The organism is Streptomyces sp. PCS3-D2 (genome assembly GCF_000612545.2).
Taxonomy (GTDB): Bacteria; Actinomycetota; Actinomycetes; order Streptomycetales; family Streptomycetaceae; genus Streptomyces.
This window is the reverse complement of sequence record NZ_CP097800.1, coordinates 80,720-103,018: the sequence shown is the minus strand read 5'-3', so window position 1 is coordinate 103,018 and position 22,299 is coordinate 80,720. Positions and strand designations below refer to the sequence as shown.

The 22,299-nt window shown below is 75.3% G+C and carries 2 protein-coding genes; both read left to right on the top strand.

The annotated features are described in order from the left end of the window. The first annotated feature begins 12 nt into the window (after window positions 1–12). On the top strand, window positions 13–11,868 hold the full coding sequence (locus AW27_RS00315; RefSeq protein ID WP_304949819.1) for a type I polyketide synthase: 11,856 nt from the start codon (window positions 13–15) through the stop codon (window positions 11,866–11,868). A 118-nt stretch (window positions 11,869–11,986) separates the two neighbouring features. Beyond that, window positions 11,987–22,285: a type I polyketide synthase gene (locus AW27_RS00310; RefSeq protein ID WP_304949818.1), complete on the top strand. Its 10,299-nt coding sequence runs from the start codon at window positions 11,987–11,989 to the stop codon at window positions 22,283–22,285. Window positions 22,286–22,299 lie beyond the last annotated feature (14 nt).

Below are 22,299 nucleotides of genomic sequence, written 5' to 3'. Positions count from 1 at the left end.
CGGCGGATCCCCATGGTGAACGACGACAAGCTGAGGGACTACCTCAAGCGCGTGACGGCGGACCTGCACCACACCCGCCGACGCCTGACCGAAGCCGAGGAAGCGGCCCGCGAACCGATCGCGGTCGTCGCGATGAGCTGCCGCTACCCCGGCGGCGTACGGTCCCCCGAGGACCTGTGGCGCCTGGTCACCGACGGGACCGACGCCATCACCGGCTTCCCCCACGACCGCGGCTGGGACCTGGACCACCTCAACGACCCCGAACAACTCCGCGAGGGCACCAGCCACACCGCCCTCGGCGGCTTCCTCGACGACGTCGGCCACTTCGACCCCGGCTTCTTCGGGATCTCCCCGCGCGAAGCCCTCGCCATGGACCCGCAGCAGCGCCTCCTCCTGGAAACCACCTGGGAGGCGTTCGAACGGGCCGGCATCGACCCCGCCACCCTGCGCGGCAGCCGCACCGGCGTCTTCGCCGGAGTGATGTACCAGGACTACGCGGTACGGCTGCGCCGGGTCCCCGACGACGTGGCCGGCTACGTCGGCAGCGGCAGCTCCGACAGCGTGGCCTCGGGCCGCGTCGCCTACACCTTCGGCCTGGAGGGCCCGGCGGTCAGCATCGACACCGCCTGCTCCTCCTCCCTGGTCGCCATCCACCTCGCCGCCCAGGCCCTGCGGGCCGGCGACTGCACCCTGGCGCTGGCCGGGGGCGCGATGGTCATGTCGACACCCGTCCCGTTCGTCGAGATGAGCCGCCAGGGCGGCCTGGCCCGGGACGGCCGCTGCAAGTCCTTCGCCGCCACCGCCGACGGCACCGGCTGGGGCGAGGGCGTCGGCATGCTCCTGCTGGAGCGCCTCTCCGACGCCCGCCGCCACGGACACCCGGTCCTCGCCCTGATCCGCGGCACCGCCGTCAACCAGGACGGCGCCAGCAGCCGGCTCACCGCCCCCAACGGTCCCGCCCAGCAGCGCGTCATCCGGCACGCCCTGGCCAACGCCGGACTCACCCCCGCCGACGTGGACGTGGTCGAGGCGCACGGCACCGGCACCCCGCTGGGCGACCCCGTCGAGGCCCAGGCCCTGCTGGCCACCTACGGCCAGGACCGCGCGGACGGGCATCCGCTGCTGCTCGGCTCGCTCAAGTCCAACATCGGGCACACCCAGGCGGCGGCCGGCGTCGGCGGCGTCATCAAGACCGTCCTCGCCATGCGGCACGGCACCGTCCCGCCCACCCTGCACGCCGAGGACCCGTCCCCTCAGATCGACTGGACCGCGGGCGCCGTACGCCTGGTCACCGCGAACACCCCCTGGCCCGAGACCGGCCGCCCGCGCCGCGCCGCGGTCTCCTCCTTCGGCGTCAGCGGCACCAACGGACACGTCGTCCTGGAACAGGCCGACGAACCCGCCGACCCCGCAGAGCCGGCCGATTCGACTGCTCCCGTAGACACCGACGCCCCCTCCGGCCCCGGCACGCCGTCGCCCGTCCTGCCCTGGGTGCTCTCCGGGCGCACCGTCGAAGCGCTGCGCGCCCAGGCCGTACGGCTCCGCGACCACCTCGACGCCCACCCCGGGCCCGGCCCGGCCGAGATCGGCCACGCCCTTGCCACGACCCGCGCCGCGCACGAGCACCGGGCGGTCCTGATCGGCGCCCACCCCGACGAGTTCCGCGCCGGACTCGACGCCCTCGCGGCCGGCCGCCAGGCCCCCGGCCTGGTCCGCGGCACCGCCGGAACCGGCGGCGAAGTCGCCCTGGTCTTCCCCGGACAGGGCTCCCAGTGGGCCGGCATGGCCGTCGGACTCCTTGATTCCGCCCCCGCCTTCGCCGCCTGCATCGCCGACTGCGAACGCGCCCTGGCCCCCTTCGTGGACTGGTCCCTGGAAGCCGTCCTGCGCGGCGCCCCCGGCACCCCGCCCGCCGAACGCGTCGACGTGGTGCAGCCGGTGCTGTGGGCCGTCATGGTCTCCCTGGCCGAACTGTGGCGCTCCCACGGCATCACCCCCGGCGCCGTGATCGGCCACTCCCAGGGCGAGATCGCGGCCGCCTGCGTCGCGGGCGCCCTTTCCCTCGATGACGCCGCCCGGGTCGTCGCCCTACGCAGTCGGGCGATCCGCGCCCTCTCCGGCCGCGGCGGCATGGCCTCGGTGGCCCTGCCCGCCGCACAGGTCGCCCAACACCTCGCCCCGTGGGAGGGCAGGCTCTCCGTCGCCGCCGTCAACGGACCCGCCTCCACCGTGGTCTCTGGCGACACCGACGCCCTCGACGCGTTTCTCGAACAGGCCGCGGCCCTGGACATCCGCAGCCGCCGCATCCCCGTCGACTACGCCTCGCACAGCGCCCACGTCGAGGACATCCGCGCCGACCTGCTCGCCCGCCTCGACGGACTGGCCCCCCGCCCCGCCGCCATCCCCTTCTACTCCACCCTCACCGGCGGCCTGATGGAGGACACCACCGCCCTCGACGCCGACTACTGGTACCGCAACCTCCGCGGCACCGTCCGCTTCGAACAGGCCACCCGCGCCCTCCTCGCCGACGGCTACCAGGTCCTCCTGGAGAGCAGCCCGCACCCCGTCCTCACCGTCGGAGTCCTGGAGACCGCCGAGGACGCGGGCGCCGACGCCACCGCCCTCGGCACCCTGCGCCGCGACGACGGCGGACCGCGCCGCTTCACCGAGTCCCTGGCCGAACTCCACCTGCGCGGAGTCTCCCCGGACTGGGACACCGTCTTCGCCGGCCGCCGCCCCGGACGGGTGGAACTGCCCACCTACGCCTTCCAGCGAGCCCCCTACTGGCTGGAGGACGGCGCCGCGCCCACCGCCGACGTCACCTCCGCCGGACTGACCCCCGCCGGCCATCCGCTGCTCGGCGCGGTCGTCGTCCTCGCCGACAGCGACGGCCTGCTCCTCACAGGCCGCCTCTCGGCCCGCACCCACCCGTGGCTCGCCGACCACGCCGTAGGCGGCCGGGCCCTGCTCCCGGGCACCGCGTTCCTGGAACTCGCGCTCCAGGCCGGAGCCCGAATCGGCTGCCCGCGGGTCGAGGAATTCACCCTCGAAGCACCCCTCGTGCTGCCCGAACACGGCGGCGCCGTGCTCCGGCTCACCGTCGGCGCCCCCGACCATCGGGGACACCGCCCGCTCAGCCTGCACTCCCGGCCGGACAGCCCGGCCGGCGGCGACGCCGACGACGATGACGGCGAGTGGACCCGGCACGCCGAAGGCGCCCTGGCCCGCGACGGCGCGGACCAGACCGCGGCCGACGGCCCGATGCCCTGGCCGCCGCCCGGCGCCGAACCCCTCGCCCTCGACGGCCTGTACGAGCGCTACGCGGCGGGCGGATTCGCCTACGGCCCCGCCTTCCAGGGCCTGCGGGCGGCCTGGCGGCGCGGCGACGAACTGTTCGCCGAGGCCGTCCTGCCCGTCGGTCCCGCCTCCGACGCCGCCGCGTTCGGCCTGCACCCGGCCCTGCTGGACGCCGCCCTGCACGCCACCGGCGTGCCCGGCACCCCCGGCGCGGACGCCCACCCCGAGGGCCGGCTGCCGTTCTCCTGGAACGGCGTCACCCTGCACGCCACCGGCGCCGGCACGATCCGCGTCCGGATCGCCCCGGCCGGGCCCGACGCGGTCACCGTCGACGTCGCCGACGCGACCGGCGCCCCCGTGGCGAGCATCGACGCCCTCGTCCTGCGGCCCGCCGGCACCGTACGCCTCGGCGCCGGCCGCGCCGCCCACGGCCGCCGCCACCAGGACCTCTACGCAACGGAATGGGTCACCGCGGCCCTGCGCGGAACCGGCGCACCCGTCCACCGCACCGCGGACCTGGCCGCGCTGTCGGCCGCCGTCGACGCCGGGGAGCCGGTTCCCGAAACGGTCCTCCTGACCTGCGCCGAACACCCGGCGGACCCGGCCGGCGGTCCGGCCGCGGCGGTCCGCGCCGCCGTCCACCAGGCCCTCGCCGACGTCCGCACCTGGCTCGCCGACGACCGCTTCGCCAACTCGCGCCTGGTGTTCGCCACCCGGGGCGCCGTCAGCGCCGGGGAGGACGTACGCAACCCCGCGCACAGCGCGCTCTGGGGCCTGGTCCGCTCGGCCCAGTCCGAGCACCCGGGGCGCTTCGCGCTGCTCGACCTCGACGCCGACGACGAACACGGCACCGCCGCGGGCGTCGACGCGGCCCTCGCCTCCGGAGAACCCGAGGCCGCCGTCCGCGGCGACGACGTCCGCGTACCCCGGCTGGCCAGGGTCCCGCGGAACGCCCCGGACACCGCGGACACCGCGGAAGGCGCGGCCGCGCCCGTACGCGCCTTCGACCCCGACGGCACGGTCCTCATCACCGGCGGCACCGGCCTGCTCGGCTCCCATGTCGCCCGCCGCCTGGTCACCGGGCACGGAGTACGGCACCTGCTGCTGCTCTCCCGAAGCGGCCCGGCCGCCCCGGGAGCCGAGGCACTGCGTGCCGAACTCGCCGAACTGGGCGCCGAGACCGCCTTCGGGGCCTGCGACGTCGCCGACCGGACCGCCCTGGCCGCCGTCCTCGCGGACCTGCCGCCCGCACACCCGCTGACCGCCGTGATCCACACCGCGGGCACCCTCGACGACGGCGTCGTCACGGCACTCACCCCCGAACGGGTGGACGCCGTCCTGCGCCCCAAGGCCGACGCCGCCCTCCACCTGCACGAACTCACCCGCGACCGCGACCTCACGCACTTCGTGCTCTTCTCCTCCGCCGCGGGCACCTTCGGCGGCCCCGGACAGGCCAACTACGCCGCCGCCAATGCCTTCCTCGACGCCCTCGCCGCCCAGCGCCGGGCGGCGGGCCTGCCCGGCCAGTCCCTGGCCTGGACCCTGTGGGCGCAGCCCAGCGCACTGACCGGACACCTGGACGAGGACGACGTACGACGTGTCGCCCGCTCCGGGATGCCACCGCTCTCCACCGAGCGGGGACTCGCCCTGTTCGACACCGCCCTCACCGTGGACCGGGCCGCCCTGGTCCCGATGCGCCTCGACACCGCCGCCCTGAAGTCCGCGGCCGCGGACGGCACCTTGCCGCCGCTGCTGCGCGGCCTGGTGCGCACACCGCCCCGCCGGGCGGCGACGGCCGCGACCGCGACGGCCGACGACAACGCCCTGCGCGGCCGGCTCGCGGCCCTCGACGGCGCCGGACGGACGCGGCTCCTCGTCCAACTCGTCCGCACCCACGCCGCGGCCGTCCTCGGCCACGCGACCTCGGACACCCTCGACCCCGGACGGGCCTTCCGCGAACTGGGCTTCGACTCGCTGGCCTCGGTCGAACTGCGCAACCGCCTGAACGCCGCCACCGGCCTGCGGCTGCCCGCCAGCCTGGTCTTCGACCACCCGACCCCGGCGGCGCTCGCGGACTTCCTGGCCGCCGGACTGACGGAGACGGACCCGGACACGGACCCGGACACGGCCGCCGCGCCCGCGAGGCCGGCCGACGCCGACCGCGACCGGGACGCGGACGACGACCGGATCGCGATCGTCGCCGCGGCCTGCCGCCTCCCCGGCGGCATCCGCTCGCCCGAGGACCTGTGGCGGATGCTGGCCGAAGGCCGCGACGGCATCTCCGGGTTCCCCACCGACCGCGGCTGGAGCCTGGACACCCTCTACGACCCCGACCCGGACCGCGTCGGCACCTCCATCACCCGCGAGGGCGGCTTCCTCTACGACGCGGCCGACTTCGACGCGGAGTTCTTCGGCATCTCGCCGCGCGAAGCGGTGGCCATGGACCCGCAGCAGCGCCTGCTCCTGGAAACCACCTGGGAACTCTTCGAGCGCGCGGCCATCGACCCCGCCACCCTGCGCGGAGCCGCGGTCGGCACGTACGTCGGCCTGATGCAGCAGGACTACGCGGCCCGCCTGCTGCCCTACATCCCCGAGGACGTCGAAGGATTCCTCGGCACCGGCAACTCGGGCAGCATCGTCTCCGGACGCCTGGCCTACTTCTTCGGACTGGAAGGCCCCGCGGTCACCGTCGACACGGCCTGCTCGTCCTCCCTGGTCGCCCTGCACCTCGCCGTACGGGCGCTGCGGTCCGGCGAATGCTCCCTGGCCCTGGCCGGCGGCGTCAATGTGATGTGCAGCCCCGAACTCTTCGTCGAGTTCAGCCGGCAGGGCGGCCTGGCCCCCGACGGCCGCTGCAAGTCCTTCGCCGCGGCAGCCGACGGCACCGCCTTCGGCGAGGGCGTGGGCATGCTGCTGGTGGAGCGGTTGTCGGACGCGCGGCGGAACGGGCATCCGGTGCTGGCGGTGATCCGTGGTTCTGCGGTGAACCAGGACGGTGCGAGCAATGGGTTGACGGCGCCGAACGGTCCGTCGCAGCAGCGGGTGATCCGGGCGGCGTTGGCGGACGCGGGGTTGTCGGCTGCCGAGGTGGACGTGGTGGAGGCGCACGGTACGGGGACCCGGCTGGGTGACCCGATCGAGGCGCAGGCGTTGCTGGCGACGTACGGGCAGGGGCGTCCGGCGGACCGGCCTGTGTGGATCGGCTCGCTCAAGTCCAACATCGGACACGCCTCGGCAGCCGCCGGTGTCGCCGGGGTCATCAAATCGGTGCTGGCCCTGCGGCACGGAGTGATGCCGAAGACGCTGCACGTGGACGGCCCGACGCCCGAGGTGGACTGGTCGGCGGGAGCCGGCCAGTTGCTCACGGAGGCCCGTACGTGGGACGACGCGGGCCGTCCGCGACGGGCGGGCGTGTCCTCCTTCGGAGTCAGCGGCACCAACGCCCACGTCATCCTCGAACAGGCCCCAACAGAGGCCTCGGACACGCTGGTCGAGGGAACCGGAACACCGGAGACCGAGCCCGCCGCCGTCCCCTTGCTCCTCTCGGCGCACACTCCGGAAGCGTTGCGCGCCCAGGCGGCGGCGCTGTCGGCCCGGATCACCGACGGTTCGGGTGCCCGCGCCGCGGACGTGGCCTTCTCCCTGGCCGCCGGCCGCGGCGCGCTGGGACACCGCGCGGTGCTCGTGGGCACCGAGGACAAGCTCGCCGAGCGCCTGAACGCACTGTCGCAGGGCGCCGCGATCTCCGACAGCGGGCTGGTCTCGGGTCGTGCGGTGTTGGTGTTTCCGGGTCAGGGTTCGCAGTGGGTGGGGATGGCTGCGGAGTTGTTGGCTGGGTCGGTGGTGTTTGCGGGGCGGATGGCGGAGTGTGAGCGGGCTTTGTCGCCGTTTGTGGATTGGTCGTTGGTGGAGGCGTTGGGGTCGGGGGAGTTGCTGGGGCGGGTTGATGTGGTGCAGCCGGTGTTGTGGGCTGTGATGGTGTCGTTGGCGGAGGTGTGGCGGTCCTATGGCGTGACGGCGGATGCGGTGGTGGGTCATTCGCAGGGTGAGATCGCGGCTGCGTGTGTGGCGGGTGGTTTGAGCCTGGAGGATGGGGCTCGGGTGGTGGCGTTGCGTTCGCGTGCGGTGGGGGTGTTGGCGGGTCGGGGTGGGATGGCGTCGGTGCCGCTGCCGGCGGACGCGGTGCGGGAACGTCTTGCCGGGTGGGATGGTCGTCTGTCGGTGGCCGCGGTCAACGGGCCTTCCTCGACGGTGGTGTCGGGTGACGCGGACGCGGTGGCGGAGTGGGTGGACGGGCTGGTCGCCGAAGGCGTCCGGGCGCGTCTGATCGAGGTCGATTATGCGTCGCACTCCTTTCATGTGGAGGAGATCCGTGAGCAGTTGCTCGCGGATCTGGCCGGGGTGGCGCCGGGCCCGGGTTCGGTGCCGTTCTTTTCGACGGTGACGGGTGGTTGGCTGGATACGAAGGCTCTGGATGCGGAGTACTGGTACCGGAACCTGCGGGAGACCGTCGAGTTCGGCAACGCCACGGACACGCTGCTCGGGGAGGGCTTCCGCTTCTTCGTGGAGCCGAGTGCGCATGCCGTGCTGTCGGTCGCGGTGGGGGAGTCGGTGGAGGCGGCGGGTGTGGATGCCGCGGTGCTGGGGACCCTGCGTCGTGGTGAGGGCGGCCTTGATCAGGTGCTGCGTGCGGTGGGCCGGGCCTGGGAACGCGGTCTGGCGGTGGACTGGTCGGGGGCGTTCCCGGGCGGGCGGCGGGTCGAACTGCCGACGTACGCCTTCCAACGCAGCCGCTACTGGCTGGACGTTCCGACGACGAGCTGGGATGTCGCCTCGGCGGGTCTCGCCACGACCGGGCACCCGCTGCTCGGTGCGGCGATGGAGGTCGCGGACTCCGGTGAGCTGCTGCTCAGCGGCCGGATCTCGCTGGACACCCACCCCTGGCTCGCCGACCACGCGGTGTCGGGCGTCGTCCTCTTCCCGGGCACGGCCTTTCTCGAACTCGCGCTGCGCGCCGCGGCCGAGACGGACTGCCCGGTGGTCGAGGAACTCACCCTCGGATCGGCGCTCGTACTCCCCGCCGAGGGAGCCGTCCACCTTCAGCTGCGCGTGGCCGCGGTCGACGGCGACGGTCGCCGCGGGCTCAGCGTGTTCGCGCGGACGACGCGGGGCGCCGACGGGCCCTGGACCGAGCACGCCACCGGCACATTGGCCCCCCGGCCCGTCGAGGACCCGGCCGCGGCCGGTCTGCTGAGTTGGCCGCCGTCCGGTGCCGAACCCGTGGACACCGACGACCTCTACGAGCGGTTCGCCGAGGCCGGCTACCACTACGGGCCCGCCTTCCGCGGCATCCGTGCCGCGTGGCTGCGCGGGGGCGAGGTGTTCGCCGAGGTGGTGCTGCCGGAGCCGCAGCACGCCGACGCCGCCGGATGCGCGCTGCACCCCGCGCTGCTGGACGCGGCCCTCCAGAGCGCCGTTCTGCTGCCCGACCGGGACGGCCGGGCCCGGCTGCCCTTCAGCTGGAACGGGGTGAGTTGCGGGATCGCCGGGGCCACCACGCTGCGCGTGCGGCTCGCCGCCGACGCGCCGGACGCCGTGACCCTGCACGCGCACGACCTGTCCGGGCGGCAGGTGCTCGGCGTGGAGTCCCTGCTGCTGCGGCCCCCGGCCGAGGGCGGGCCGCTCGCCGGGACCGCCCACGCCGACCTGCTGTACCGCCTCGACTGGACCCCGGCCACCGACCCGGCCACCGAGCGGGCCGGCAGCGCCGTGCCCGCCTGGGCGGCCCTCGGCGGTGCCGTGGCCGGGGTGGAGTCCTGGCAGGACCTCGACGCCCTGGCGGACGCCCTCGGGTCGGGCGCGGTGCTCCCCGAGGTGGTCGTGGCGGCCGTCGCCACCGCAGGTCTGCCCGACCCCGCCGACCGGGTGCGCGCCACCGCGCACCGCGGGCTGGCCCTCGTGCAGCAGTGGCTTGCCGACGAGCGGTTCGCCGAAGCGACGCTGGCCCTGCTCACCCGGGACGCGGTCCGGACCGGGCCGGTCGACCGGCCCGTCGATCCGGCCCAGGCCGCTCTGTGGGGCCTGGTGCGCAGTGCGCGGGCCGAGCATCCCGGGCGGTTCGTCCTCATCGACGCGGCCGGGACCGCCGACGCGGCGGACGTCCTGCCCGCCGCGCTCGCCGCCGGTGAACCGGAGCTGGCGCTGCGGGCCGGGACCGCGCTGCTGCCGCGGCTGGCCCGCGGCGGCCGTCCCGACGGGACGCTGTCCCTGCCGGACGGCGCCGCCTGGCGGCTCACCACCGACGGCCGGGGCGGCCTGGAGGACATCGCGGTGGAGCACGTGCCCGCCGCCCTCGCCCCGCTGGGCAAGGGCGAGGTGCGGATCGCGGTCCGTGCCGCCGGGCTGAACTTCCACGACGTGATCGCCGCGCTCGGCCTGGACCCGGACCCCGAACAGCAGGGGCTGGGCAGTGAGGGCGCGGGGGTCGTCATCGAGGTGGGCCCGGGTGTGGAGGACCTGGCGCCCGGGGACCGGGTGATGGGCATCTTCAGGGGCGCGTTCGGCCCGACCGTCGTCGCCGACCGCCGGACCGTCGCCCGGATCCCGGCGGGCTGGTCCTTCGCCCGCGCCGCGTCCGTGCCCGTGGTGTTCCTCACCGCCTACTACGGCCTGTTCGATCTCGGCGGGCTGCGGCGCGGGCACTCCGTACTGGTCCACGCCGCGGCCGGCGGTGTCGGCATGGCGGCGGTGCAGCTGGCCCGGCATGCCGGGGCGCAGGTGTACGCGACCGCGTCTCCGGCCAAGTGGGACGTCCTGCGGGCCGACGGACTGGACGACGCGCACATCGCCTCGACCCGTACCACCGACTTCGCGGAGGCGTTCCTGACGGCCACCGGCGGGCGGGGCGTCGACGTGGTCCTGGACAGCCTGGCGCGGGAGTTCGTGGACGCGGGTCTGCGGCTGCTGCCGAACGGCGGCCGGTTCGTGGAGATGGGCAAGACCGACGTCCGCGACCCGGAGACGGTCGCCCGGCAGTACCCGGGGGTGCGCTACCGGGCGTTCGACCTGATGGAGGCCGGTCCGGAACGCATCGGCGAAATGCTCGCCGAGATCCTGGACCTGTTCGAGCAGGGGGTGCTGCGTCCGCTGCCCGTCACCGGCTGGGACGTCCGGCAGGCCCCGGCCGCGCTGCGCTCGCTCAGCCAGGCCCGGGGCACCGGCAAGAACGTCCTGCTGCTACCCGCTCCGCTCGACCCCGAAGGGACCGTCCTGGTCACCGGGGCCACCGGCACCCTGGGGCGGCTGCTGGCCCGGCACCTGGTCGTCGCGCACGGCACCCGGCACCTGCTGCTGGCGGGTCGCCGGGGTGGCTCCGCCGACGGAATGCCCGAGCTGGTAAGGGAGTTGACCGGGCTGGGGGCGTCGGTGACGGTCGCCGCCTGCGACGTCGCCGACCGCACCGCGCTCGCCGACCTGCTCGGCGCGGTGCCCGCCGGTCGTCCGCTGACCGCCGTCGTGCACGCGGCCGGGGTCCTCGACGACGCCACCATCGCCGGGCTGACCCCGGACCGGCTCGACCGCGTTGTGCGGCCCAAGGCGGACGCTGCGCTCGCCCTGCACGACCTCACCCGGGACCTCGACCTCGCGGCGCTGGTCCTGTTCTCCTCGGGCGCCGCCCAGTTCGGCGCGGCCGGGCAGGCCAACTACGCCGCCGCCAACGCGGTCCTCGACGCACTCGCCGTCGAACGCCGCGCCGAGGGGCTGCCGGGTCTGTCCATCGGCTGGGGCCTGTGGGGGGAGCGAAGCGAGATGACCGCAGCGGTCACCGCGGGCCGGGGCGCCGGGGCGGGCGCGCTGACCTCGGCGGAGGGCCTGGCCCTGTTCGACGCGGCGCTGGACTCCCCGTACGCCTACCGGCTCGCGGCCAGGATCGCCCCGGCCGTGCTGCGGGCGGATGACCGGCTGCCCGCGGTGCTGCGCGGCCTGGTCCGCCCGGCCCGTACCGGTACGGGCGGGTCCGCGGCACCGGCCCGCTCGATGGCGCAGCAGCTCGCCGAGCTGCCTGAGGCCGAGCTGTACCGGACCCTGCTCGACCTGGTGCGCGGCAACGCCGCCGCGGTGCTGGGCCACAGCTCGCCGGACCTGATCCGCCCGGCCCGCCCGTTCAAGGACGTCGGCTTCGACTCCCTCACCGGGGTCGAGTTGCGCAACCGGCTGGTGTCCTCGACCGGGCTGCGGCTGCCCGCCGCGCTCGTCTTCGACCACCCCACACCGGAAGCCCTGGCCCGCCACCTCGCCGAGCGGACCGCCGCAGCCCGCCCCACCGGCGACGAGGCGGTCCGGGCCGGGCTCGACACCCTGGAGGCCCTGCTCGACGCGCTGCCGCCGGAGGGCATCAGCGACGAACTGGCCGCCCGCATACGGGACGTGCTGTCGCGCCCGCTGCCCGGCGGGACACCGCCCGCCGGCCCGGCCGCGGGCGACGCGGACGACCTGGCCCCCGAGCTGATCGAGGCGGCCAGCGACGACGAGATGTTCGACTACATCGACCGTCAGCTGGGCTCCGCATGACCGGCCGACCGGACCGCGCCGCCCGCGCCGCACCCGCCGTAGAAGCCGTACGCGCACCCCGCGCACCCCGAGACGAGACCCGAGTACGAGCAGCCCGAGACGAAAGCAGCGGTGTCCAGTGAGCGACCAGAGGATGCGCGACTACCTCAACCGGGTGACCATCGACCTGCGGGACACCCGGCAGCGCCTCCGGAAGGCCGAGGCCCGGAGCAGCGAGCCGATCGCGATCGTGGCGATGAGCTGCCGCTTCCCCGGCGGCGTCCGCACCCCGGAAGACCTGTGGGAGCTGCTCGCCGAAGGCCGCGACACCATCGGGCCCGTTCCCGGCGACCGGGGCTGGGAGGCCGCCTGGCCGGCCGGCGGCACGGTCCCCGGCCGGGGGGCGTTCCTGGACGGCGCGGCGGACTTCGACCCGGAATTCTTCGGCATCTCGCCCCGTGAGGCGGTCGCCATGGACCCGCAGCAGCGGCTGCTGCTGATGGCGTCCTGGGAGGCCGTCGAGCAGGCCGGCATCGACCCGCTCACCCTGCGGGGCAGCCGCACCGGCGTGTACGCGGCGGCCATCGACCAGGGGTACGCGACGCTGGGCGCCGGCGCCGCCGAAGCCGTCCAGGGGTTCCTGATGACGGGGAACTCGATGAGCGTGATGTCCGGGCGGGTGTCCTACGCGCTCGGCCTCGAAGGCCCCGCCGTCACCGTGGACACCGCCTGCTCGGCCTCGCTGGTGGCGCTGCACCTGGCGGCGCGGGCGCTGCGGGCCGGCGAGTGCTCGCTCGCGCTCGCCGGCGGGGTCAGCGTGATGGCGCTGCCCGCGGTGTTCGTCGAGTTCAGCCGGCAGGGCGCGATGTCCCCCGACGGCCGCTGCAAGCCGTTCGCGGCGGCGGCCGACGGCACCGGCTGGGGCGAGGGCGTGGGGATGCTGCTGCTGGAGCGGCTGTCCGACGCACGGCGCAACGGCCGTACGGTCCTGGCCGTACTGCGCGGCTCGGCGGTCAACCAGGACGGCGCCAGCAACGGCCTCACCGCCCCCAACGGCCCCTCCCAGCAGCGCGTCATCCGGGCCGCCCTCGCCGACGCGGGCCTCGCCGCCCAAGACGTGGACGCGGTCGAGGCGCACGGCACCGGCACCACCCTCGGCGACCCGATCGAGGCCGACGCGCTGCTGGCCACGTACGGTCAGGACCGGCCCGAGGGGCGGCCGCTGTGGCTGGGGTCGCTGAAGTCGAACATCGGCCACACCCAGGCCGCCGCCGGGGTCGCCGGGGTCATCAAGACCGTCCTCGCCCTCCGCCACGGCGTCCTGCCCCGCACCCTGCACGTGGACGCGCCCACCCCGCACGCCGACTGGTCCTCGGGCGCCGTCGAACTGCTCACCGAGACCCGCGACTGGCCCGCCGTCGACCGGCCGCGCCGGGCCGGTGTGTCCTCCTTCGGCATGAGCGGCACCAACGCGCACGTCGTCCTCGAACAGGCGCCGGAGCCGGAACCGGCCGCCGGGAAGGAACCCGCGGCCGGCGGCCCGGAACCCGCGGCCGATGCGGGCCGTCAGCCCGCCGCCGTGCTGCCCTGGGTGCTGTCCGGCCGTACCGAGGCCGCGCTCGGTGACCAGGCGGCCCGGCTGCGCGCCCGCCTCGCCACGGACGCGCCCGCCCGGCCGGCCGACATCGGGTTCTCGCTGGCGACCACCCGGGCCGCCTTCGAACACCGGGCTGTGGTGATCGGCGACGGACACCCCGCCCTGCTGCACGGGCTCGCCGCCCTGTCCGTGCCGGACCTGGACCTTCCCGGCGGCATGGCCCCCGGCCCCGTCCCGGCCGTGCCCGCCGACGTCGTCACCGGCACCGGTCGGGTCGTCGAGGGCCGGACCGCCCTGGTGTTCCCCGGCCAGGGCTCCCAGTGGGCCGGCATGGCCCGGGACCTGCTCGCCACCAGCCCCGTCTTCCGGGACCGGCTCGCCGCCTGCGACGCGGCCCTCTCCGCCCACGTCGACTGGACGCTCCTCGACGTCCTGGACGGCGCGCCCGGGGCACCCTCCCTGGAACGGGTGGACGTGGTGCAGCCGGTGCTGTGGGCGGTGATGGTGTCCCTGGCCGCGCACTGGGACTCCTGGGGCGTCCGGCCCGACGCCGTGGTCGGGCACAGCCAGGGCGAGATCGCCGCCGCCGTGGTGGCGGGAGCCCTGTCCCTGGAGGACGGCGCGACGGTCGTCGCCCTGCGCAGCCGGGCCATCCGGGCGCTGGCCGGACTCGGCGGCATGGTCGCCGTGTCCCTGCCCGAGGACCGGGTCCGCGCCGAGATCGCCCCCTGGGCCGAGAAGCTGTCCGTGGCCGCCGTCAACGGGCCCGCCGCCGTGGTCGTCTCGGGGGAGACCGGGGCACTCGCCGAACTGCTCACCCACTGCGCGACCCGGGGCGTACGGGCCAGGGCGGTCCCCGTCGACTATGCCTCGCACTCGGCGCAGGTCGAGCGGATCAGGTCCGAGGTGCTGGCCGCGCTGGCCGGCGTACGCCCGCTGGCGGCCCGCATCCCGCTGTTCTCCACCGTCACCGGCGACCGGCTCGACACCACGGCCATGGACGCCGACTACTGGTACCGCAACCTCCGCGGCACCGTCCGCTTCGACGCGGCCGTACGGTCCCTCGTCGAGCAGGGCCACGAGGTCTTCGTCGAGGTGTCGCCGCACCCGGTGCTGACCATGGCCCTCCAGGACACCGCCGAGGCCACCGGCGTCGCGGAGCCGCCCGTCGTCGTCGGCACCCTGCGCCGCGACGACGGCGGACTGCGCCGGGCGCTGCGCTCGGCGGCCGAACTGTGGGTGGCGGGTGCGGCCGTCGACTGGTCCGCGGTGTTCGCCGGCACCGGCGCCCGCCCCACGGCCCTGCCCGGATACCCCTTCCAGCTGCGGCGCTACTGGCTGGAGCCAGAGCCGTCGCCCGACGCCCGCCCGGCCGCCGACCCGCACGACACCGCCTTCTGGCACATGATCGACCACGAGGCCCCGGGCGAGATCGCCGCCCACCTGGCCGTCGACCAGGACGCCCTCGCCCCCGTCCTGCCCGCCCTGCGCGACTGGCGCCGGCAGCGGCGCGACGAGAGCATCATCGACTCCTGGCGCTACCGCATCGACTGGCAGCCCCTGCCCGACCCGCCCGCCGCCACTACCGCAGGCACCTGGCTCGTCGTACTGCCCGCCGGACACGGCGACGACGAACGGGTCCGCGGCCCGGTCCTGGCCCTCACCGAAGCGGGCGCCACCGTCGTGACGGCCGAAGCCAGCGCCGGCGCCGTCCGCCGCGCGGACCTCGCGGACACCCTCGCCGCCGCGCTCGGCGACCGCGTCCCGACCGGCGTGCTCTCGCTGCTCGCCGTCGCCGACCGGCCCCACCCGAACCACCCGGCCCTGCCCACCGGAACGGCCCTCACCGTCGCCCTCGTCCAGGCCCTGGGCGACCTCGCCCTCACGGCACCCCTCTGGTGCGCCACCACCGGAGCCGTGTCCACGGGCGCGGACGACCCGGTCACCCACCCTCGCCAGGCGCTGGTCTGGGGCACCGGACTGGTGGCCGCGCTCGAACTGTCCGCCCGCTGGGGCGGACTCGTCGACCTGCCGTCGGACCTCGACGCCCGCGCCCGGACCCGGCTCGCCGCCGTCCTCACGGCCTCCGGCGCGGGCCCCGGCCCGGACGGCGGCACCGGCCGCGAGGACCAGCTCGCCCTGCGCGCCTCCGGCCTGCTGGCCCGCCGCCTCCGCCACGCCCCCCGGAACGACGGCCGTACGAAGCCCTGGAAGCCCCGCGGCACCGTCCTGCTGACCGGCGGCACTGGCGCCGTCGGCCCGCACCTCGCCCGCTGGCTCGCACGCAGCGGCGCCACCCACCTCGTCCTGCCGGGCCGCCGCGGCCCCCAGGCACCCGGCGCGGCCGAACTCGCCGCCGAACTCGACGCCCTCGGCGTACGGCTCACCCTGCCCGTCTGCGACCTGGCGGACCGCCAGGACGTGGCGGCCCTGCTCACCGGCCTGGAGACGGCGGGCGACCCGGTCACCGCCGTCGTCCACGCCGCCGCCTTCGTCGCGCTCGCACCGCTCGACGGCACACCCATGTCCGCGTTCGAACAGATCGTCGCCGCCAAGGCCTCCGGAGCCGAACACCTCGACGCCCTCCTCGACCGGGAACTCGACGCCTTCGTCCTGTTCTCCTCCATCGCCGGAGTCTGGGGCAGCGGCGACCACGGCGCCTACGCCGCGGCCAACGCCTACCTCGGCGCCCTCGCCCAGCACCGCCGGGCCCGCGGCCTCACCGCCACCACCGTCGACTGGGGCATCTGGCAGGCCGAGAACCCGTGGCAGGACCGCATCGCCGGAGAAGACGCCGACCTGTTCAAACTGGAGCAGCACGGCCTGCCCCGGATCGCCCCCGACCTCGCCGTCCACGCCCTGCAACAGGCACTGGACGACGACGAGACCGTACTCGCCGTCGCCGACGTCGACTGGGAGCGGTTCGCCGCCGTCTTCACCTCCACCCGCCCCAGCCCGCTGCTCACCGGCATCCCCGAAGCCCGCCGCGCCCTGGACGAGACGACCGGCGACACCGAGGCACCCGCCGCCGCACAGCTGCGGCAACGGCTCGCCGCCCTCGGCGCATCCGAACAGCGCCGCCTGCTGCTCGACCTGGTCCGCACCCACGCCGCCGCCGTCCTCGGCCACCCCACCGTGGACGCGATCCGGCCCGGCAAGGCCTTCCAGGACATGGGATTCGCCTCCCTCACCGCGGTCGAACTCCGCAACCGGCTCAACACCGCCACCGGACTGCGGCTGCCGTCCACCCTGATCTTCGACCACCCCTCGTCCACCGCCCTCGCCGAGGAGATCCGCGCGGAACTCCTCGGCCTGCAGACCGCCACGGCGCACACCGACCCCTCGGGCACCGCCGCGCCCGCCCCCGTACCCGACGACGAGCCGATCGCGATCGTGTCCATGGCCTGCCGCTTCCCCGGCGGCATCGGTACCCCCGAAGACCTGTGGCGGCTGCTCGCCGAAGGCGGCGACGCCGTCTCGGACTTCCCCACCGACCGCGGCTGGGACATCGAAGCGCTCTACGACCCCGACCCCGACCACCCCGGCACCTCCACCACCCGGCGCGGCGGCTTCCTGCACGACGCCGCCGACTTCGACGCCGAATTCTTCGGCATCTCCCCGCGCGAAGCGGTGGCCATGGACCCCCAGCAGCGGATGCTCCTGGAAACCACCTGGGAAGCCATCGAGCGCGCCTCCATCGACCCCGTCGCCCTGCGCGGCAGCCGCACCGGAGTGTTCACCGGCGTCAACTACGCCGACTACGCCGCCGTCGTCGCCCAGTCGGAAGAAGGCGACGGCCACCTCCTCACCGGTAGCGCCCCCAGTGTCGTGTCCGGCCGGGTCGCCTACACCCTCGGCCTGGAAGGCCCCGCCGTGACCATCGACACGGCCTGCTCCTCCTCCCTCGTCGCGATGCACCTCGCCGGCCGGGCCCTGCGCGGCGGAGACTGCTCCCTCGCCCTGGTCGGCGGCGTCGCCGTGATGGCCACCCCCGGCGCCTTCATCAGCTTCTCCCGTCAGCGCGGACTCGCCGAGGACGGCCGCTGCAAGGCCTTCTCAGACGACGCGGACGGCATGGGCATGGGCGAAGGCGTCGGCGTCCTGCTGCTGGAACGTCTCTCGGACGCCCGGCGCAACGGGCACCCCGTCCTGGCCGTGGTCCGTGGTTCGGCCACCAACCAGGACGGCGCCAGCAACGGCCTCTCCGCGCCCAACGGCCCCTCCCAGCAGCGGGTCATCCGGGCGGCGCTCGCGGACGCGGGCCTGACGGCGTCCGAGGTGGACGTGGTGGAGGCGCACGGCACCGGCACCACCCTCGGCGACCCCATCGAGGCGCAGGCCCTGCTGGCGACGTACGGGCAGGACCGGCCCGCCGACCGGCCCCTGCTGGTCGGCTCGCTCAAGTCCAACCTCGGCCACGCCCAGGCGGCATCGGGCGTGGCAGGGGTCATCAAGACGGTGCTGTCCATGCGACACGGCGAGGTGCCCCGCACCCTGCACGTCGGCAGGCCGTCCGGCCACGTCGACTGGACCCGCGGCGCGCTCGCCCTCGCGACCGAGCAGCAGCTCTGGCCGGCGCACGACCGCCCGTACCGGGCCGGTGTGTCCTCCTTCGGCCTCAGCGGTACCAACGTCCACACCATCCTCGAACACACCCCCTTTGAGGACGACGGCCCGCCGGTCGCCCGCACCCCGCTGCCCGCGGTGCCCTGGCTGCTGTCGGCCAAGAGCCCGCAGGCCCTGCGGGCCCAGGCCGACCGCCTGCGCCGCCACCTCGACGGCAGCCCCGCAGCGGACCCCCGCGACATCGGCTCCGCGCTGCACGCCCGCACCTCCTTCGAGCACCGCAAAGCCCTGATCGGCGACGCAGACCGACTCCGCACCCTGCTGGACCAACTGGCCGACGCCGACGCCGACGCACAGGCCTGGGACGGCGGGCGCACGGTGGACGGCCGCACGGTGTTGGTGTTTCCGGGGCAGGGGTCGCAGTGGGTGGGGATGGCTGCGGAGTTGTTGGCTGGGTCGGTGGTGTTTGCGGGGCGGATGGCGGAGTGTGAGCGGGCTTTGTCGCCGTTTGTGGATTGGTCGTTGGTGGAGGCGTTGGGGTCGGGGGAGTTGCTGGGGCGGGTTGATGTGGTGCAGCCGGTGTTGTGGGCTGTGATGGTGTCGTTGGCGGAGGTGTGGCGGTCCTATGGCGTGACGGCGGATGCGGTGGTGGGTCATTCGCAGGGTGAGATCGCGGCTGCGTGTGTGGCGGGTGGTTTGAGCCTGGAGGATGGGGCTCGGGTGGTGGCGTTGCGTTCGCGTGCGGTGGGGGTGTTGGCGGGTCGGGGTGGGATGGCGTCGGTGCCGCTGCCTGCGGACGCGGTGCGGGAGCGGATCGCCGGGTGGGATGGTCGTCTGTCGGTGGCCGCGGTCAACGGGCCTTCGTCCACGGTGGTGTCGGGTGATGCGGACGCGGTCGCGGAACTGGTGGCGGAGTTCGTGGAGGAGGGGGTGCGGGCGCGCCTGATCGAGGTCGATTACGCCTCGCATTCTTCGCATGTGGAGGAGATCCGTGAGCAGTTGCTCGCGGATCTGGCCGGGGTGGCGCCGGGCTCGGGTTCGGTGCCGTTCTTCTCGACGGTGACGGGTGGTTGGCTGGATACGAAGGCTCTGGATGCGGAGTACTGGTACCGCAACCTGCGGGAGACGGTCTGCTTCGAGGAGGCGACCCGTGCGCTGCTGGACAGCGGGCACCGCGTCTTCATCGAGGCCAGCGCCCACCCGGTGCTGGGCGTGGCCGTGGCGGAGTCGGTGGAGGCCGCGGGTGTGGACGCCGCGGTGCTCGGCACTCTGCGTCGTGGTGAGGGTGGTCTCGATCAGGTGCTGCGTGCGGTGGGCCGGGCCTGGGAACGCGGTGTGGGCGTGGACTGGTCGGGGGCGTTTCCGGGGGCGCGGCGGGTCGAGCTGCCGACGTACGCTTTCCAACGCACCCGCTACTGGCCCGAGCCGGCGCCCACCGCGGCGGCCGATGTGGGTGCGGCCGGGCTCGACCCGGCCGACCACCCCGTCCTCGGGGCTGCCATCGAGCTGGCGGACACGGGCGAACTGCTGCTCAGCGGGAGGCTGTCGCTGCGTACGCACCCCTGGCTCGCCGACCACGCCGTGGCCGGAACGGTCCTGCTCCCCGGGGCGGCCTTCGCGGAACTGGCCGTACGCGCCGCGGATGAGGTCGGCTGCCACACGGTCGAGGAACTGACGCTCCAGACACCGCTGTTGATTCCCGCCGACACCGCCGTACGGCTGCAAGTGCGGGTCGGCGCCGAGGACGCGCACGGCAGCCGCTCCCTGGATCTGTTCTCCTGCCGCGAGGACGCGGCGACCCCGCAGTGGACCGCGCACGCGACCGGCGCACTCACCGCCGACGCCACGCCGCGCAAGCCCGCGCCCGCACCCGACGACGCCGGTTCCTGGCCCCCGCCCGGGGCCGTCCCGATCCCGGTCGACGACCTGTACGAGCGGTTCGACGCTTCCGGCTACAGGTACGGACCCGCCTTCCGCGGGGTCACCACCGCTTGGCGCCGGGGCGATGAGGTCTTCACCGAGGTTCGCCTGCCCCAGGACCAGCACCGGTCCGCCTCCGCCTTCGGCGTGCACCCGGCGCTGCTGGACGCAGCCCTCCAGGGACTGTTCCTGCGCGCCGATCCGGAGGCCGGGCCGGGCCGGGAGCGTCCTTCCGCCGGACTGCCGTTCTCCTGGAGCGGAGTCAGGCTGTACGCCTCCGGCGCCACCGCGCTCCGGGTACGGCTCGGCTTCCGGCCGGACGGGTCGGTGTCGATCGACGCGGCCGACCCGAACGGCCTCCCGGTCGCGTCCGTCGAGGCGCTCGCCGTCCGCCCGATCGACCTCGACGCCCTCCGCCCTGGCGGCCCTGAATCCCTCTACCGGCTGGAGTGGTCGGCGGCGCCCGTCGGCGCACCCGGCGACCCGCTCGGACACTGGACCGTCCTCGGGGGCCCGGACCTCTTCTCGGACAGCCATCCGGACCTGGCCGCGCTCGCCGCCGCGGTCGACGGCGGAGCTCCGTCGCCCGCCGCGGTGTTGTCCTGGTGCGACCACACCCCGCAGCTCCCGTCCCCGCCCGACGCCGCGTCCGTGCACGCCGCGCTGGACGATGCCCTGCGGCTCATCCAGGAATGGCTGGCCGACCCGCGGTGGGACGACGGCACCCGGCTCGTCCTCGTCACCCGGGGCGCGGTCGCCACGGCGGCCGGTGAGGACGTCACCGACCTCACCGGTGCCGCGGTCCGCGGGCTCGTCCGCTCCGCCCAGTCCGAGCACCCGGACCGCTTCCTGCTCATCGATACCGACGACCCGGCCGCCGTGACCGGCCTGCTGCCCCGGGCCCTGGCCGCAGCCGAACCCCAGCTGGCCATACGCGACGGAGAACTCCTCGCCGCCCGCCTCACCAGGGCCACCAGCCCCTCGGACCCGGACCCGGACCCGGACCCCGAGACGCCGTCCGGCATCGCCGCCGCAGGCGGAACCGTCCTCGTCACCGGGGCCGGCGGAGCCCTCGGCAGCCTGGTGGCGCAGCACCTCGTGACCGTGCACGGGGTGCGGAACCTGCTGCTCGTCGGTAGGCGCGGCGCCGATACCCCGGGCCTCGCCGACCTCGCGGCCGCACTGCGCGGACTCGGCGCCCTGGTGGACGTGGCAGCCTGTGACGTCGCGGACCGGGACGCCCTCGCCGCCCTGCTCGCCGCGATCCCCGCCGAGCGTCCGCTGAGCGCGGTCGTGCACGCGGCCGGCGTCCTGGACGACGGAACGGTCGAGTCGCTGACCCCCGAGCGGATGGGCCACGTACTGCGGCCCAAGGTCGACGCCGCCCTCCACCTGCACGCCCTCACCCGCGACCTGCCGCTGTCCGCCTTCGTCCTGTTCTCCTCCGCGTCCGCCACGGTCGGCAACGCCGGACAGGGCAACTACGCGGCAGCCAACGCCTTCCTCGACGCGCTCGCCCAGCAGCGCCGGGCCCGGCAGCTGCCCGCCCAGTCCCTCGCCTGGGGCCTGTGGGAGCGCCGCGGCGCCATGACCGGCACGCTCACCGCCGCCGACCTGCGGCGCATGTCCCGGGACGGTACCGCGGCCATCGGCAGCAACGAGGGCCTGGCCCTGCTCGACGCGGCGCTCACCCTCGACGAACCGCTGCTCGTCCCGGTCAAGATCGACCTCGGCCGGCTGCGGACGGCCGCCCGGACCGCACCCGTCCCGGCCCTGCTCTCCGGCCTCGTCCCCGGCACCGCACGCCGCCCGGCCTCCGGAGCGGACGCTGCCGAAGCGGACTCGCTGCGCCGCAGGCTCACCGCCCTCACCTCCGAGGAACGCGTCGCCACCCTGCTCGAACTGGTACAGGGCCGGGTCGCGGACGTCCTCGGCCACGGCGGAGCCGGGACCGTCGACCCCGACCAGGCGTTCAAGGACCTCGGCTTCGACTCGCTCACCTCGGTCGAACTCCGCAACCGGCTCAGCGCCGCCACCGGCCGCCGGCTGCCCGCGACCCTGGTCTTCGACCACCCCACCCCGGCCGCCGTCGCCGGCTACCTCGCCGGGCGCCTCGTACCCGACGCACCCGGCGGCACGGGGACGGCAGGAACGGCGGTCACGGCGGACCCAGGGGACCACGAGATCAGCTCGCTGCTCGCCACCATCCCGCCCGCCGCACTGCGCCGGGCAGGCCTGCTCGACGCCCTCCTGAGCCTCGCCGACCGGCCGGAGACACCGGCCCCCGCCGCCGACATCGACGGCATGACCGTCGACGACCTCGTCCGGATGGCCCTGGGCGGCACACGTGACTGACCGACAGCCGCAGA